The 15,322-nt window shown below is 67.6% G+C and carries 15 protein-coding genes and 1 tRNA gene; 7 read left to right on the top strand and 9 right to left on the bottom strand.

The window, feature by feature from the left end:
* The first annotated feature begins 41 nt into the window (after positions 1 to 41).
* On the top strand, positions 42 to 1,568 hold the full coding sequence (locus ACWDPV_RS19620) for a 4Fe-4S binding protein (RefSeq protein ID WP_449744284.1): 1,527 nt from the start codon (positions 42 to 44) through the stop codon (positions 1,566 to 1,568).
* 130 nt (positions 1,569 to 1,698) lie between these two features.
* Positions 1,699 to 2,520 (top strand): hypothetical protein, encoded by an 822-nt coding sequence (locus ACWDPV_RS19615; protein ID WP_348802980.1) that lies wholly within the window; start codon positions 1,699 to 1,701, stop codon positions 2,518 to 2,520.
* A 61-nt stretch (positions 2,521 to 2,581) separates the two neighbouring features.
* Here ACWDPV_RS19615 and ACWDPV_RS19610 read toward each other — a convergent pair whose 3' ends face one another.
* Positions 2,582 to 3,166, bottom strand: a complete 585-nt coding sequence (locus ACWDPV_RS19610) for a helix-turn-helix domain-containing protein (protein ID WP_449744283.1) — start codon at positions 3,164 to 3,166, stop codon at positions 2,582 to 2,584.
* A 19-nt stretch (positions 3,167 to 3,185) separates the two neighbouring features.
* Here ACWDPV_RS19610 and ACWDPV_RS19605 point away from each other — a divergent pair, with 19 nt between their 5' ends.
* Both ACWDPV_RS19605 and ACWDPV_RS19600 read left to right on the top strand, forming a co-directional pair.
* Positions 3,186 to 3,953, top strand: coding sequence for an AzlC family ABC transporter permease (locus tag ACWDPV_RS19605; protein ID WP_449744282.1), 768 nt, complete (start codon positions 3,186 to 3,188; stop codon positions 3,951 to 3,953).
* Positions 3,950 to 4,273 (top strand): AzlD domain-containing protein, encoded by a 324-nt coding sequence (locus ACWDPV_RS19600; RefSeq protein ID WP_449744281.1) that lies wholly within the window; start codon positions 3,950 to 3,952, stop codon positions 4,271 to 4,273. The genes ACWDPV_RS19605 and ACWDPV_RS19600 overlap by 4 nt, the downstream gene beginning before the upstream one ends.
* A 16-nt stretch (positions 4,274 to 4,289) precedes the next feature.
* Here the strand turns inward: ACWDPV_RS19600 and ACWDPV_RS19595 are convergent, their stop codons facing one another.
* Positions 4,290 to 5,240: an esterase/lipase family protein gene (locus ACWDPV_RS19595; RefSeq protein ID WP_449744280.1), complete on the bottom strand. Its 951-nt coding sequence runs from the start codon at positions 5,238 to 5,240 to the stop codon at positions 4,290 to 4,292.
* Between the two features lie 86 nt (positions 5,241 to 5,326).
* Positions 5,327 to 6,337: a GGDEF domain-containing protein gene (locus ACWDPV_RS19590; protein ID WP_449744279.1), complete on the bottom strand. Its 1,011-nt coding sequence runs from the start codon at positions 6,335 to 6,337 to the stop codon at positions 5,327 to 5,329.
* A 797-nt stretch (positions 6,338 to 7,134) separates the two neighbouring features.
* Between ACWDPV_RS19590 and ACWDPV_RS19585 the strand changes: the two genes are divergently transcribed.
* Positions 7,135 to 7,959 (top strand): formate/nitrite transporter family protein, encoded by an 825-nt coding sequence (locus ACWDPV_RS19585; RefSeq protein ID WP_449744278.1) that lies wholly within the window; start codon positions 7,135 to 7,137, stop codon positions 7,957 to 7,959.
* Positions 7,960 to 8,057: 98 nt separating this feature from the next.
* Here the strand turns inward: ACWDPV_RS19585 and ACWDPV_RS19580 are convergent.
* A tRNA-Ala gene (locus ACWDPV_RS19580) sits at positions 8,058 to 8,130 on the bottom strand.
* Positions 8,131 to 8,236: 106 nt separating this feature from the next.
* Between ACWDPV_RS19580 and ACWDPV_RS19575 the strand changes: the two genes are divergently transcribed.
* On the top strand, positions 8,237 to 9,016 hold the full coding sequence (locus ACWDPV_RS19575; RefSeq protein WP_449744277.1) for a hypothetical protein: 780 nt from the start codon (positions 8,237 to 8,239) through the stop codon (positions 9,014 to 9,016).
* Here the strand turns inward: ACWDPV_RS19575 and sepX are convergent.
* Together sepX and ACWDPV_RS19565 are read right to left on the bottom strand one after the other, a co-directional pair.
* Complete coding sequence (gene sepX, locus ACWDPV_RS19570) at positions 8,973 to 10,244, bottom strand: divisome protein SepX/GlpR (RefSeq protein ID WP_449744276.1); 1,272 nt, start codon at positions 10,242 to 10,244, stop codon at positions 8,973 to 8,975. The genes ACWDPV_RS19575 and sepX overlap by 44 nt on opposite strands.
* A gap of 135 nt (positions 10,245 to 10,379) precedes the next feature.
* Positions 10,380 to 11,030: an SIMPL domain-containing protein gene (locus ACWDPV_RS19565; RefSeq protein ID WP_449744275.1), complete on the bottom strand. Its 651-nt coding sequence runs from the start codon at positions 11,028 to 11,030 to the stop codon at positions 10,380 to 10,382.
* A 146-nt stretch (positions 11,031 to 11,176) separates the two neighbouring features.
* On the opposite strand from ACWDPV_RS19565, the gene ACWDPV_RS19560 reads away from it, so the two are divergent.
* Complete coding sequence (locus tag ACWDPV_RS19560) at positions 11,177 to 11,914, top strand: hypothetical protein (RefSeq protein ID WP_449744274.1); 738 nt, start codon at positions 11,177 to 11,179, stop codon at positions 11,912 to 11,914.
* Between the two features lie 265 nt (positions 11,915 to 12,179).
* Here the strand turns inward: ACWDPV_RS19560 and ACWDPV_RS19555 are convergent, their stop codons facing one another.
* The 3 genes from ACWDPV_RS19555 to ACWDPV_RS19545 all read right to left on the bottom strand — a co-directional run bounded on the left by ACWDPV_RS19555 (position 12,180) and on the right by ACWDPV_RS19545 (position 15,283).
* The gene (locus ACWDPV_RS19555; protein WP_348802993.1) at positions 12,180 to 12,836 is read right to left on the bottom strand and encodes a GNAT family N-acetyltransferase; all 657 of its coding nucleotides are present in this window, start codon (positions 12,834 to 12,836) and stop codon (positions 12,180 to 12,182) included.
* 60 nt (positions 12,837 to 12,896) lie between these two features.
* The gene (gene glp, locus ACWDPV_RS19550) at positions 12,897 to 14,201 is read right to left on the bottom strand and encodes a molybdotransferase-like divisome protein Glp (protein WP_348802994.1); all 1,305 of its coding nucleotides are present in this window, start codon (positions 14,199 to 14,201) and stop codon (positions 12,897 to 12,899) included.
* Between the two features lie 128 nt (positions 14,202 to 14,329).
* Positions 14,330 to 15,283: a UTP--glucose-1-phosphate uridylyltransferase gene (locus ACWDPV_RS19545; RefSeq protein WP_449744273.1), complete on the bottom strand. Its 954-nt coding sequence runs from the start codon at positions 15,281 to 15,283 to the stop codon at positions 14,330 to 14,332.
* Between the last annotated feature and the right edge of the window lie 39 nt (positions 15,284 to 15,322).

Here is a 15,322-nt window from a genome sequence, read left to right as displayed (position 1 = left end):
CTGCCGACGATCCACCGACTGAGAAGAAGCACACCTCCCTCATGCCTCATGTCGTCACACAGGCCTGCTGCGGGGACGCGTCCTGCGTCTACGCCTGCCCGGTGAACTGCATACATCCCACCCCGGACGAGCCCGACTTCGGCATCGCCGAGATGCTCTACATCGATCCGAACACCTGCGTCGACTGCGGCGCCTGCGTGACCGCGTGCCCGGTCGGCGCGATCAGCGCCGGGCATCGCCTCACCGAGGGGCAGGAACGGTTCATCGACATCAACGCGAGCATGTACGGCATGACCCGGTCGGGGGCCGCCGGACCCGACATCGGGCTCACCGAGGCCCGCTTCCCGGTAGATCCGGGCCGCCGGCTGCCGCTGGCCCCCATCGCGCATCCCGACGCCCTCGACGTCGACGGCGCGGTGTCGGTCGGCATCGTCGGCTCCGGGCCGTCGGCGATGTATGCCGCCGACGATCTGCTGCGCTATCCGCAGGTGAGCGTCACCATGTACGAACGCCTCGACCGCCCGTTCGGCCTGTCCCGGTTCGGGGTCGCCCCCGACCATCAGTCCACCCGCTCGGTGATGCGGCTGTTCGACGACATCGCCCGCAACCCGCGCCTGGAGATCCGACTGAACACCGAGGTGGGGCGCGACGTCACCCTCGATGAGCTGCGCCGACGTCACACCGCGGTGATCTGGGCCGGCGGTGCGCCGACCGACAAACCCCTGCCGATCGACGGCGCGGATGCCGACGGCGTCACCAGTGCGACCTCGTTCGTCGGCTGGTACAACGATCACCCGGATTTCGCCGATCTCGACGTCGACCTGTCGGGTCGCGAGGTCGTGGTGATCGGCACCGGCAACGTCGCCCTCGACGTGGCCCGCATCCTGGTGCGTGACCCCGACGATCTGGCCGACACCTCGATCTCGGCCACCGCACTCTCCGCGCTGCGCACGTCCGGGGTCCGACGGGTCACCGTCCTCGGCCGCCGCGGCGCCGAACATGCGGCGTTCACGTTGCCCGAGCTGGTCGGCCTCGTCGACGGCGGCATCCCGGTCACCGTCGACGCGCAGGATCTGCCGTCGCCGGGGTCGACGACAGATCCGACGTCACGGACCAAGCTCGAGGTGCTCGCCGAGATCGCGGCCCGGCCGGTACCGACCGGGCCGCACATCCGGTTCGCCTTCGGCCGTGCACCGCGTGAGATCACGGTCGTCGACGGTCGGGCACGTGGGGTCGTCGTCGACCGGCCCGACGGGTTCCAGGAACTCCTGGATGCGGGTCTGGTGCTCACCTCGATCGGCTATCGCGGCCGTCCGGTCCCCGGCCTGCCGTTCGACGCCGATCGCGGCGTCATCCCGCACGACGCCGGGCGGGTTCGCGACGAGTCGGGTCCGGTTCCGGGGATGTATGTGACCGGCTGGATCAAACGCGGACCGTCCGGATTCATCGGCACCAACAAGACCGACTCCGGTGAGACGGTGGCCTCCCTCGTCGACGATCTGGAATCCGGTCGTCTGCCGGTCCGGGCCTCCTCGCGGCGCTCGTTGCTGCGCGTCGGACGACGCTGATCGGCCCGCCGGGTCGCCTCCCCTGCCCCCGGCATCACCCCGATCACAATTCAGACTCAGGTCTGGTTTCCACCGGTGCGATTTGGGCCGGGCACGAGTAACGTTCAGGCGCGATGAGGGGGTGCGCCTGATGAGCGAGACGATTTCTCGCTTCGACTACATTGATGCGGCACGCGGTCTCGGCAGCCAGTTCGCCGAGATGGTGCGTGACGTCGACTCCCCGGATGTGCGTGTGGAATCGCATCGCAACTGGTCGTTGGCCGACTGCGTCGGACACATCGCTTGTGAACCGGGCAGGTATCTCGATCTCGCCCACGGCGTCGACGAATGGCCACGCCACCCGCGGGAACTCGCCGACATCTACGCCAAACAGATCGCGAACCTGACGACCCGGGACACCGGGACGCTCGCCGAGCAGTTCCTCTCCGATCTCGACGAACTCCTCGACACCGTCGGACACTTCGGCGCCCGGGTACCGATGATGCTGATGGATGGGCGCCGGCTCGTCCGCTCCGACACCGCGCTCGGCATTCTGATCGGCGAGATCGCCGTGCGTGGCCGGGACATCGCGCGAGTCCTCGGGGCGCGCTGGACCATCGACCCGTCAATCGCCCCCCTGGTCACCCGCGGCGGTCATCAACTGCTGCGCCCGTGGGCCGACGATCATCTGTGCGGCGGCCACACGGCCACCTACCAGATCCGCATCCGTGGCACCCGCGAGCGGATCGTCTACGAATTCACCGACGGCTACCTCGACATCGATCCGGCCGAGCCGCGTCGGCCCGACGTGATCATCAGCGTAGATCCGGTGTCAGTGGTCCTGGCCGCCCACGGCCGCTTCTCGGCGATGTCGGCGGTGCTGGGTGGACGCGCCGTCTGCTGGGGTTCGCGCCCGTGGCTGGCCTTCGGACTCAACCGCAGACTCGCCGCGGCACGCAGCCACACCTGCTGACACCACCCGGTATCGGCGCCGGACAGTTGCTACGTCGCCTCAGTCCTACATCGCCTCAGTCCTACATCGCCTCACTGATCATCACCGCGACCGTGCCCGGTTCGCGTGCGTCGAAGATGTGCGCGACGTCGCCGGGGTAGCAGATGTAGTCGCCGGGACCGATCTCGACCGGCTCGTCCTGCGGGCCGACGAGCGCGCGTCCCGCACTGAGCACCACGTGTTCGACGACGCCTCGTGCGTGCGGTTCGGATCGGCGCGGGGCACCCGGTTCGGCCCGGATCAGGTACAGGTCGCGGCGCGCGCCGGGTGGCGCCGCCGACAGCAAGGTGGTGAGGTAATCGGCGTCGGCGGCGGCGATCACCGAGCCCTGACCCGCGCGGATCACCTCGACACGACGTTCCGGCGCGTCGAGCAGCGTCGAGAATTGAATTCCCAGTGCGGTACTCAGCGCCCACATCGTCTCCACGCTGGGGTTGCCCTCACCCGACTCGAGCTGCGACAACGTCGACTTGCCGACCCCGGCCAGCCGCGCGAGCTCCCCCAGCGATAGCCCGGCGCGGGCCCGCTCGCGCTTGATACCCGCGGCAACGAGTTTCTTGGGGTCCGGTTCATCGAACGATCGTCCTTCTTGGCGAACATTGACCATAAGGTTCATCATAGCGGCCATGCGTTCATCAGACAGAACGAATGCCGACCGGTGGCGTCCGTGGCGCACACTCGACGCGCCCACTGTGCGTGCCGTCGCGGTGATGTGCCTGTCGGTGTTGGTGATCGGGATGTCCTACGGGGTGTCCGGCCACGGCGCCGGCCTGACCTGGTGGCAGTTGACGATCATCGCGACCGTCGTGCTCGCCGGATCGTCGGAGTTCGTGTTCGTCGCGGTCCTGGCCGCCGGCGGCGCACCACTGCTCGGCGCGGCCGCCGGGTTGCTCGTCAACACCCGCAACCTCGGATACGGCCTGGCGGTGGGTCGGCACCTCGATCGGGGCGTACCGATGCTGCTCGGCGCGCATCTCATCAACGACGAGACCGCCGCCCTGGCCACCGCCGAATCCGATCGGCGACGCGGGCGGGCCGTCTTCTTCCTCTGCGGCACAGGCATTTTGGTGTGCTGGCCGGCCGGGGCGGCACTCGGGTCGGTGATCGGCGACGTGGTCGCCCGACCCGGATCCCTCGGACTCGACGCCGCGTTCCCGGCGTTGTTGGCGGCGTTGGCGATTCCCGCGTTGCGTGATCGCGCCGTCGTCGGCGCCGCCGCCATCGGCGGTGCGGCCGCACTGGCGGCCACGCCGTTCGTGCCGGCCGGCGTCCCCGTCCTCATCGCCTTGGTCGGCGTCGCCGCCACGGCGCGGTACCGGATTCACGATGAGCCGGAGAACTTCTCGGCCGCAAATGATTTCGACCACGAAGTCCCGATGGAGGTGCCGCGATGAGCCACTCGGTGGCCCTGACCGTCGGCGTGGCGGTCCTCGCCGTGGGCACCTACCTACTGCGGATCGCCGGGCCCGCATTGCGGAGTCGGGTGCGGGTCTCCGCAGCCGCGGCCGCACTGCTGGATCGGGCGGCGGTGGTGCTGCTGGTGGCCGTCGCCCTCACCGGGGCGATCTACAGCGGTCACGACGTCGCCGGGTGGGCCCGACCGACCGGTGTGGCCGTGGGAGTGCTTGCCGCACTGTGCAAGGCACCGATCGTCGTGGTCGTCGTACTCGCCGCCGCCACCGCCGCCGGATTGCGGGCGGTCGGGGTGGCGTGAGCTCAGATCGACTGCGTCAGAACGCACTTCCGGTGATCGGTGCGGCCCGGTCACAGGGAACCTGACGAGGATGCGCCGGATCCAGGGCGTTGAGCACGAAATACGCACCGCGCCGCGATCCGGCCAGACCGGCATGCTCGGTGTAGTCGACCGGGCATCCGTCCTGCACGACGATGTTGTGCACGTTGGCGCCACCGGGTTGCTGTCCCGAGGTGTAGGGGACCACCAGTTCGTCGTAGCGGGTGGAGATGTTGGTGTAGGTGATGTTCGGCAGGTAGATCCCGCCGTCGCGCAGCTTGGTCATGAACGGCGACGCCGCGTCGAACTGACCGCAGGCGTTGCAGATCGGAAATCCGTCGGCCGGCACACCCAGTTGCCGGACGAGCGGCAGGATCAGATCGGTTCCGGCCAGCGTGGTCCCGTTCCACAGCGGCGCGAGTGAGACATACTTGTCGATTTTTCCCTGCCCACCATGGTATTTCGCGTAGTAGTCCGGGATCACGGTGCCCTGCGAGTGGCCGACGATGTCCACCTTCTGCGCCCCGGTCGCGTCCAGCACCCGAGCGATGAAGCGCCCCAACTCTGCGGCGCTGTCCTGCATCGGCGCCATGCCTCCGATCGCGGTGAACGGGAACGGCAGCCCGTCGATGGTGCCGTAGGTCAACGCGAAGACACAGTAGCCCTCGTTCTTCAGCAGCGGCGCATACGTTCCCCAGTTGGTCTGTTGCGCCCCACCCGTACCATGCACCAGCACAACGGGATTGGGATGTGCCGCGGACGGCGTGCAGGTGAAATCGTTGGACCCGGGCAGCGATCCACCGGGGTGGGCGAGCTCCGACGGGATGCCGCCGAGAAAGTTGTAGGACACCGGAAGCGCCGCCCGCGCGACACCCCCACCCGGTCCGAGCGCACACACCACGGCGGCAACGATGACGGAAACGGCGACGACGATACCCCTCGACCTCATACCGCCAACCTAACAAGTGCTTGGTCCAGTTGTGGACGAACCAGCCGACCGGCAGATCTCGTCGGCGCGGATCGCAACGATGCCGATCAGAACCCGGGATTCGACCGTTTCATGGACAGCATCGTCAGGTCCGACTCGGCGATGAGCGATTCCAGGGTGCCGGAGTACCCCGGCTCGTGGTGCACCCAGCCGACCGTCACCGGGTGACCGTTCTCCCGAAGCCCCTGCTCGAGACGGGTTTGCAGGGCGCGGACGGTGTCGGCGTCGTCGGCGGCCATCAGCACCGCGAACTCGTCGCCGCCGATGCGTGCGGCCACATCTCCGTCGTCGAGGACCCAGTGCAGCGATCCACCGACCGCGGTGATTATCACGTCGCCGGCCGCATGCCCCTGCGAGTCGTTGATCTGTTTCAGTCCGTCGATGTCCACGAAAGCGAGCAGCAGGTGCCGGCCACGGTGTTCGGCGTCGTTCAGATATCGGCCCCCACGTTCGATGAATCCGCGGCGGTTGAGCAGATCGGTCATGTCGTCGGTCACCGCCATCTGCCGGATCGTCTCGTTGGCGTCGCGCAACCGGCGTTCGGTGCGTCGCCACGTGACGGCGATGATCACCGCGAGCAGGTCGGCCTTGAGCAGTTGCATGGCGACCAGACCGACCGACGCCGCCTGCGGGTAGCGGATCGCGCACAGCACCGCGATCACATTGAGGGTGAGGATCAGCGCCGCGGCGACGCGTGGATAGGGCACGAGGGCACCGATACCCACGATCAAGAGAAGAGTGCCGATCGACGGATAGGCGATTCCGGTGCAGAACGTGTACACCACCGGGTTCGCACCCACCACGATCGCGGTAAATGTCACCGCCCACACCGCATTCCGCGGGGTGATGACGCCCGGCCGGCGCCACAGCACCAGCGTCACCACGCCGAGGACACCGGCGGTGGCCAGCGCAAATATCGACGCGGGGACCGCACCGCGAGTGTGATCGACCGACAGTCGACTCAGCCCGACGCCGAGAAAGAGCAGACAACCGACCAGCACCGTGATGACGAGCCGGTCATCGACGAGTGCATCGTCGTTCCGAGCGGTCCCCTGCACAACAATCCTCGCCCGTGGTCCTGACAGTCTTCGGCCTGGCCGTGGTGCGCACGCCGATCCCAACCCCTTCGTCCATCATGCAACCCGGTTACGGACCGGGCAAACCCTGCCCGGCCTCGGTAGCGCCTGTCCGGTCACATCTCACCGAGATTGCACAACCGGACACAATCCGCTTCGCGGTCGAGTTCACTGAGGGTCAAGTTTCATTGAGGCGCCCGAGTTCACTGGGACCCAGCCGATATCGATCCTTGACAGTCGTCACACGATGAACGCAGCACCCATGTCCATCACCGTGAAGATGGCGGAAATGCCAGCGGCACAGCAACAGTCACCGGGAAAGCGACGCCATCGACGGCGAGATGCTCAGCGGTGACGGCGGCAACGGCGGTTCCGCATCGGGCGGGACCGCGACGCCGGGATCTGGCGGAGCCGGTGGCGCCGGGGGCATCGGCAGGCGCAGACGGGCTGTGAGTGTGGGGACGTGGCCGAGCACGCGGCACTTGTCCGACCGGCCGCTCACACCGTGGCACGACCCGAACTGTCCATTTTCGATGTGATGATTCTCGAGGTGGAAGCTCACTCAGGCTGCGACGAACTCTGGACCGAACGACCTCACGATGGAAGTACTCTCCGTGTGCACCCAGCCAATCCTTCACGGCGTGTTGGGATTTGTTCCGGCGATTCGCCGTCGGTGTCTTCTACGATCGACCTGTGACGTCCGAGAGGAATTGCCGACGATGGCACAACCGGTGTCGACGACGGCGCTGCGGACTCCGGTCGTCGGCGCGTAGGCAACGATGAGTGACGATGCGAAGCGCCGACGGATCGGCCCCAACGACGGACCCGTCGAAGACGAACTCGAACGCAGCTTTGAAGCGGTGGTCACCGAAGGTGCCGAACGCCTGCACCGCACCGGACGCGCCGTCCTTGTCACCGGCCTGTTCGGCGGGATCGAGGTGTCGGTCGGCATCATGGCGATGCTTGCCGTGCTCCACCAGACCGGAAATCACCTTCTCGCCGGCGTGGCGTTCGCCATCGGACTCATCGCCATCTACCTCGCACACAGCGAGTTGTTCACCGAAGACTTCTTGATGCCGATCGCAGCAGTCGTATCACGCGACGGCAGGCTGCGTGACCTCGGCAAGCTGTGGATCGGCACCCTGGCGGCCAATCTGGTCGGTGGTGCGATCATGATGTGGATCGTGACCCGCGCGTTTCCCGAATGGAGTGCGACGCTGGCCGAGTCGGCCGAACACTTCGTCCACGCGCCCCTCAACCTGCAATCCATCTGCCTGGCGGTGCTCGGCGGGAGCACCATGACCCTACTGACGCGGATGCAACAGGGCACCGATTCGCCCGTCGCCCGGATAGTGGCGTGCGTCGGTGCGGCGTTTCTCCTTGCCGGCCTCCAACTGTTCCACTCTGTTCTCGACTCGCTGTTGATCTTCGGCGGGATCTTCTCGGGTGCCGACGTCAGCATCGTCGATTGGCTCCGATGGTTCTGGTACGCGGTGCTGTTCAACATCGTCGGCGGAGTCGTACTCGTGACATCACTGCGGCTCCTGCGGACCAAGGAACTGGTCGAAGAAGAGCGCAGGCACGGCAACTACAGCCGCGGATGAGCACGACCGTGGTCGGCGACGATGCTCCGGAGGGCGTCGGAGAGCAGAAACGGCCCCTCCCGAAATCCGGGAGAGGCCGTCTGAGCTGGTGAGTTCTGTGGAGCTAAGGGGAATCGAACCCCTGACCTACTCGATGCGAACGAGTCGCGCTACCAACTGCGCCATAGCCCCGTGCCGGTCTCGCGACCAGCCTCAGACACTCTAGCAGCACGCGGCACAGTCCTCACAAACAGCTGGTCACGGTACTGACACCGACCCGTTCGCTACGCTCGCAGACGTGGCCTCCATGACCGACAAACAACTCGCGACCGCACTGGACAAGGCGATCGGCGTCATCGATCCGCTCCTGGATCTGCTCGCCGAGCGCGACCCGTTGCACCTCAAGGAACACACCTTCGCGCACGACCCCGAACCCCATGGGCCGGTCGCGAGGGTGCAGCACGCACTGGCCACCGCTCTCGACGTCGCCGACTGGCCGGGCACCCAGGGCTGGACGCAACTGTCCATGAATGAACGTGCCGACTGGTGGATCAGCCGCATCGGCACGATCAACACCATCGCGCTCGCCTACCCCGGGGTGCTTGGTGCGTGGGTGAAGTTCCTGCCCATCGCCACCCCGCTCGGATTCGCCAATCAGGCGATCGTCCTGGTCGCCGTCGCCCGGGAGTACGGGGTCACCGACCGCGCCTGGCAGACACGGCTTCTCGCGTCGGTGCTGTGCGGCCGCGACCTTCCCGATGAGGCATTGCCGTCGGCGATCTCACCGGTGGGACCCGATTCGGCTCCCCGCCAGGGGCGTTCACCGATCCGGATGCTCTGGAACACCGGACAGATCCTCCGGAAGGTCGACGACGAGATGGGCCGCCGACCGCAACCGCGTCGACCCTTTTCGACGTTGTCGTGGATTCCGCTGATCGGCGCCCCGTCACTGTATGTCGGTGAGCGCCTTGCCCTGTGCCGCGCCGTGAAGGCCGGGCGCACGTGGATTGCCGAGCACCCGGAGTCGGTCGACGTCAGCCCGCCGCAGCCTGCCGGAAGTCCGGGTCTTCGCGCATGACCCGACGCCGCTGGAACGGCGGCAGATGATCGAATACCGGGTCCTCGTCGTCGATCTCGAGGACCACCGCACCGCCGGGACGTCGTAGCCGAGCCGGGGCGGGGGTCGCGGCGAACTCCGGTGTCTGCTCCTCACGACGCCGACGCTCATCGTCCTCACGGGCCGCGCGACGGGCCCGGGCGATGCGCTGGGCCCGAATCTGCTGCTCCGCCTTCACCGTTCGACGCAGATAGAACATGTAGGCCAGGAACACGACACCGGTGACGCCGGTGGCGACCCAGCCGTACAGGCCGAACACCACACCGCTCACGACGGCGGCGATGACGAGCACCATCAGTGTGAGGGTGACCCGCTGTCGTTCCTTGTACCGCAGGGCATCTCCCTGCGTGTCGATCGAGTATGCGGCGCGTCGACGAGACTTCCTGTCCGGCTTGATCTCTGGGGCGGGTTCGGTTGCCCGGTCGGCCTTCTTGGCGGCCGGCCGGACCTCCACCTCGTCGAGGTCGTCGTGCGGGTCGTCGAGGTCGACGTCGTCGTCGGCGTACTCGTCCTCGAGATCGTCGTCATACTCGGCGTCATCCTCGTAGTCGTCGTCCTCGTACTCGTCGTCGAGATCGTCCTCGTACTCGTCGTCCTCGCAGTCGTCGTACTCATCGTCGGCGTCGTACTCATCGTCGGCGTCATACTCGTCGTCGGCGTCCTCAACGAGATCGATCTCCTCGATCTCCACCTCGACGACGTCGATTTCGACACGCGTCACCGTCACCGCGGCAGGTGCGTCGGTGTCGGCCGTCGTCGCCGCTTCGGTCTCGACCTCGCCGGTGAGCACGTCACCCTCGGTGTCGTCCTCGTCGGTGTCGGAATCCTGTTCTGCGACTGCGTCGGTGGCGTCGACGGTCACGTCATCGGTGGCGTCGACAGCGGCTACCGCGCTGTCGGTGGCGGTTTCATCGTCGACGTCCTCGTCGGAATCGTCGTCGGCGTCCAGTACTGCGGTGGCCGAGCGGCGACTCGACATGCGCTCGGACTTCCACGACGGGTCATGCGGATGTGCGCCCGATGCACGACGCCGGGCGGTACGAGTGCGGGTGCCGCCGCGGTGCAGCAGGCGGGTCGCCCTGGCCGCATCGGTGGACTTCTTCATCTGCGGGCGGCCCTTGATGACCATCGGAACCAGCACGAAGAGCCACACTGCGACGAGGCAGACCCATAAGACGGAGGTGGGCATGGCTCTCCCTTTCTGTCACTCTGGTTACACGAGGCCACTCCACAATCTAGGGTGATCCGACCTCGACGCTGCGTAGACGCGCCGACGCACACCGAGATTGAGGAGATTCTCAGGTGCGTCCGCTGAGCGAGGAGATCATTCGGCCACGAACCGGGCATCCACGGCCACGGTCATCTCGATGTCGCCCGGCCTCAGATCCAGTTCCGCGCCGGAGTCCATCGGAGCGCCGGCCAGGACCATTCCGCGGGCCGTCGGCGTTGGCCCGGAGAGCATGTCGGGGTCGGCGAGTTGGGTGGCCACCACCGGTCCCCGACCGACCGCGTCGGCGTAGGCCTGAGCTTTGGCCACCGCATCGTCGACGACCAGTCGCCGCAGTTCGACCTGATGGCCACGCCGGCTGTCCTCTCCGAGCGCCCATCGCACGCCACCGACATCCACACCGGGCTCGGTGGCCCAGCGATCCACGAAATGGCCCAGTTCATCGAAGTCGACGAAGGTCGCGTCGATGCCGATGTCGGTCGAATACACGGGATCCTGGAGCTTGCCGTACCGGTCGTAGGGGCGGTGGGAACTCACCCACACACTCTGGGAGGTCCACTCCCGCACCGCCGACTGCTCGGCGCGGTGGGCCACCGCGGCGGTCACCCGGGCGTGCACCTCGACGGCTTGCCGATACACGGCATCGCGCTGCTCACCGGACACATTCACCACCAGGCGCACTCGCGCCAGCTCCGGCTCATACACCTCGCGCGCGTTACCCCGAACCACGATCTCCAACGTCGACATGGCCACACGCTACGTCACCCCGCCGCCGATCGGGCACGATGGAGCGACGACGTCGCGGCCCGACACACAGGAGTCCCCCCACCATGACACACCGCTCATCACACCACCGTGCCGGTGAATACCGGCTGCCCACAACGGCTCTCATCGTGACGACAACCATCGTCGGAATCTGCGCATTCGCCGTGCCCGCCGCGATGGTGGCCGGTGGTGACCTGGCGCCGGCCCGCGCGGCGGCGTCGACGAGCGCCGCGGTCGCCGAGTACTGGCAGTCCGGCCGGTCGGCACCGACCCCGGAGCTGGCACACCTGGTGGCCCAGTGGCAGCACTTCCATGCAGCCAAAGCCGTTCTCGCCGCGGTACTTCTCGCGCTGACGCTGATGCTGTCGGTTCGTCTGTACCGTCGATCGCGGTCACAGCGCCCATCCCGGTGGTCGGCCATCGGTTCCGGCGGGGCCGCGCTGGCGGCGTCGCTGACGACGGTGGTGCTGATCGCCAATCTGCAGGGGACGCTGGCCCCGCTGTCGTCAGTGCTGTCCTTCCTGCCCAGCGGCGATGCCGCGGCCCGCCCAGTCGGTGACGCGCTCGGCGCGTATCCGGCCTCGGGTGCCGCGCATCCTGCGCTGGCCGTCCTCGTCGATGACTTCGCGCGCTATCACGTCGTCGTGGCGGTGGCGGGTGCGATCCTGAGCGTTGCGCTCCTGGCCGTCGGTGCGTACCTCATTCGCCGGTCGAGCACGGCATCCCGGTCATCGCGGCTGCGCCGCACCGCCGCCGTCACCGCCTGCCTGCTCGGCGCAGCGGCATGGGGACTGCTGAGCGCGGCGAACCTGAGTTCGGCACTACACCCGGCCGCGGCGCTGACGGGTTTCTTCGTCGGCGGATGAGCGCTGCCGGACCGACGAGCGTCGAGTGGACGCCCCTTCGCGTCGAGTGTGCGCAGTCGCATGGCCGTGAGATCGGCAGGCGTGCCCAAAGAGGCAACCCGGACGCACACTCGACGAAAAAGCACACCCACTCGACGAGAAACGGCGCCCACTCGACGCGAATCGGCGCCCACTCGACGCGAAAGGGCGCCCACTCGACGGAAAACGGCGCCCACTCGACGGAAAAGGGCGCCCACTCGACGGAGATGAGGCCGACACCGTCAGATCAGAGGAAACTGGCCCGCCCGGACCGCACCAGGGCCTCGGCGACGCTGCCCTCGACCTCCTCGACGGTGAACCCGAACAGGTAGTGATCACGCCAGCGCTTGTTGACATCCATGTAGCGTTCCAGCAGGCCCTCGCGCCGGAACCCGAGTTTCATCAGCACGGCCTGCGAGGCCGCGTTCTCCGGCTGCACGGTGGCTTCGAGTCGATGCAGCCCGACGGGGCCGAAGCAATGGTCGACGCCGAGGGCGACGGCTGCGGTGGTGATCCCCTGCCCGGCATGTGCGGCGTCGATCCAGTAGCCGATCCACGCGGTGCGCACCGCGCCGCGCTGGATGTTGCCTACGGTGAGTTGGCCGACGTATCGACCGTCGAGTTCGATGACGAACGGCAGCAGGGTGCCCCGCTTCGCCTCGGATTTGAGAACCGAGAACAGCGGCGGCCACGAACTGACCTGGTGTCGCGACGCCCATGACCCGGTGCCGGACGGTTCCCACGGCAGCAGCGAATTCTGGTTCCGAATCCGCAGGTCACTCCAGTCCTTGCCATCGCGCAGTTTCACCGGGCGCAGACTGACCGCGCCGGCCCGCGTACCGAGCGGACCGAGCGTCGCAGGCCACCCCGGGCTGACCGGATCACCACTCAACCACCTGAACACATCTGGGAGTCTATGCGGTGACGATCACACAGCGGGCGGGTAACCGCCGTGCCGATCGCCTCAGCCCCGCTGGGCCAGGAACGCCACCTCGACCTCATCGCCGATGCCCAGTTCCTCCACGTCGGATTCGACGATGATCAGACAGTTGGCCTCGGCGAGTTCGGCGAGCAGGTGACTCGATCCGGTGGGTGAGGCGCCGAGCACCTGCACCAGGTACTCCCCCGACCGTTCGTCGCGCATCAACTGACCGCGCAGATATCCCTTGCGGCCCTTGACCGATGCGATGGGACCGATGGTGCGGGCAGTGATGACCCGGCGCATCGGTTGTCGCTTGCCCAGCGCGATGCGGATCAGCGGCCGGACCATCACCTCGAAGGACACCAGGGCACTGACCGGGTTGGACGGCAGCAAGAAGGTGGGCACCTCGTCGCGGCCGAGACGTCCGAAGCCCTGCACCGAGCCCGGATGCATCGCCACCCGCACCACCTCGAGGTCACCGAGGTCCGAGAGCGCATCGACCACCGAGCGGCCGGCCTGACCGCCGATCGCCCCGCAGATCACCACGATCTCGGATCGGATGAGTTGCGCCTCAACGACTTCGCGCATGCGGGAACTGTCGCGTTCGGCGATGCCGACGCGGTTGACGTCGGCACCGGCGTCGCGGGCCGCGGCGGCCAGCGCGTAACTGTTGACGTCGAAGATCTGCCCGGGCCCGGGGGTGCGGTCGATGTCGACGAGTTCACTGCCGATCGAGATCACCGACAACCGCGGCCGCGGATGCACCAGCACACGTGAATGTCCCACGGCGGCAAGCAGTCCCACCTGGGCGGGGCCGATGATGGCACCGGCGCGCACCGCCACGTCACCGGGTTGGACGTCGTCACCGATCCGCCGGACGTAGTCACCGCTGTCGACGCCGTGGCCGACCTTGACCTTGGAGTCACCGCCATCGGTCCAGCGCAGCGGCACCACCGCGTCGGCGAGAGTGGGCATGGGCGCACCGGTTTCGACGCGGACGGCCTGCCGTGGCTGCAGTCGGGTGGGGGTGCGGGCTCCGGGTGCGATCTCGCCGACCACCGGCAGCGACACGATCATCGGTTCACCGGCCTCGAGGTCGATCAGGTCGGCGCCACCGGCGTCGAAGTCCTCGAGGTCCTCCGGTGCCGGTTCGCCGGCCAACACGACGTCGACCGCGCGCACCGCGTACCCGTCGACGGCGGCCTGGTCGAATCCGGGCATCGGCGCCTCGGTGAGGACTTCCTCGGCGCACATCAGGCCCTGCGCCTCAGAGATCGCCACCCGCACCGGACGGGGTGCGACCGCAGCGGCCGTCACCAACGTCAGATGATCTTCAACCGAACGCATCTCACCTCACCTACCGCCGGGCCCGGCTCCATCGCATCGAGGTTAGTAGGCCCGCGATGCCCGATGTGTCAGGCGCGCGGGGACCCGACCGAGGTGACCCGATGCGGCGAGTGTGTCGCGGTCGACTGTCAGTCCTCGGCGAGCCGCTGGGTCAGCCACTCACGCAGGTCGGGGCCGTAGTCGTCGCGGTCGAGGGCGAAGTCGACGGCGGCCTTGAGGTAGCCGCCGGGGTTGCCGAGGTCATGACGGGTGCCGTGATGAACCACCACATGCACGGGCTCGCCCTCCTCGATGAGCAGGGCGATCGCGTCGGTCAGCTGCAGTTCGCCGCCGGCGCCGGGTTTGATGCGGCGCAACGCGTCGAAGATCTTGCGGTCGAGGATGTAGCGACCGGCCGCGGCCAGATTGGACGGCGCGTCCCGCGGTTCGGGCTTTTCGACCATGCCCTTGAGGCGTTTGACGTTCGGGTTGTTGGCGTCGGGCAATTCCTCGACGTCGAAGACGCCGTAGGCGCTGATGCGGTCCGGCGGCACCTCGATGGCGCACAGCACCGACCCGCCGCGGCGCTGCCGGGTGCGGGCCATCACCTCGAGGACCCCGCCGGGCAGCACCAGATCGTCGGGCAGCAGCACCGCGATGGCGTCCTCGTCGTCGTCGAGGTAGTTCTCCACGCATCCCACGGCATGACCGAGCCCGAGGGGCTTTTCCTGGACCACCGAGGCCACGTCGAGCAGCGACGGAGCCTTGCGGACCTTGGCGAGCATCGCGGCCTTGCCCCGCTTGGCCAGGGTGTTCTCCAGGACGAGGTCTTCGACGAAGTGCGCGACGACGCCGTCCTTGCCCGGGGAGGTGACGATCAAGAGGCGCTCGGCGCCTGCCGATTTCGCCTCTTCGGCCACGAGTTCGATACCCGGGGTGTCGACGACGGGCAGCAACTCCTTGGGCACGGTCTTCGTCGCAGGCAGGAATCGGGTACCCAGACCGGCCGCCGGGACGACCGCGGTACGCGGGATCGGCGGGGTGTCCGGTACGTCGCTGTACTCGGGGAACTCGGTGGTCGAAGACTTCGTGCTGGCCGTCATGAAACCCACCCTAATGTTGGATGCTGGCAACCAGCCACA

Source organism: Gordonia sp. NPDC003504 (assembly GCF_053587995.1).
Note: the sequence above shows the minus strand (reverse complement) of the source record. Positions and strands in the feature narration are given on the sequence as shown.

What these genes read in the sequence shown, in the direction of transcription:
- ACWDPV_RS19620 (WP_449744284.1), top strand. Translation starts at nt 42, where the DNA reads ATGCCTCATGTCGTCACACAGGCCTGCTGCGGGGACGCGTCCTGCGTC.
- ACWDPV_RS19615 (WP_348802980.1), top strand. Translation starts at nt 1,699, where the DNA reads ATGAGCGAGACGATTTCTCGCTTCGACTACATTGATGCGGCACGCGGT.
- ACWDPV_RS19610 (WP_449744283.1), bottom strand. Translation starts at nt 3,166, where the DNA reads ATGGTCAATGTTCGCCAAGAAGGACGATCGTTCGATGAACCGGACCCC.
- ACWDPV_RS19605 (WP_449744282.1), top strand. Translation starts at nt 3,186, where the DNA reads ATGCGTTCATCAGACAGAACGAATGCCGACCGGTGGCGTCCGTGGCGC.
- ACWDPV_RS19600 (WP_449744281.1), top strand. Translation starts at nt 3,950, where the DNA reads ATGAGCCACTCGGTGGCCCTGACCGTCGGCGTGGCGGTCCTCGCCGTG.
- ACWDPV_RS19595 (WP_449744280.1), bottom strand. Translation starts at nt 5,240, where the DNA reads ATGAGGTCGAGGGGTATCGTCGTCGCCGTTTCCGTCATCGTTGCCGCC.
- ACWDPV_RS19585 (WP_449744278.1), top strand. Translation starts at nt 7,135, where the DNA reads ATGAGTGACGATGCGAAGCGCCGACGGATCGGCCCCAACGACGGACCC.
- sepX (WP_449744276.1), bottom strand. Translation starts at nt 10,244, where the DNA reads ATGCCCACCTCCGTCTTATGGGTCTGCCTCGTCGCAGTGTGGCTCTTC.
- ACWDPV_RS19565 (WP_449744275.1), bottom strand. Translation starts at nt 11,030, where the DNA reads ATGTCGACGTTGGAGATCGTGGTTCGGGGTAACGCGCGCGAGGTGTAT.
- glp (WP_348802994.1), bottom strand. Translation starts at nt 14,201, where the DNA reads ATGCGTTCGGTTGAAGATCATCTGACGTTGGTGACGGCCGCTGCGGTC.
- ACWDPV_RS19545 (WP_449744273.1), bottom strand. Translation starts at nt 15,283, where the DNA reads ATGACGGCCAGCACGAAGTCTTCGACCACCGAGTTCCCCGAGTACAGC.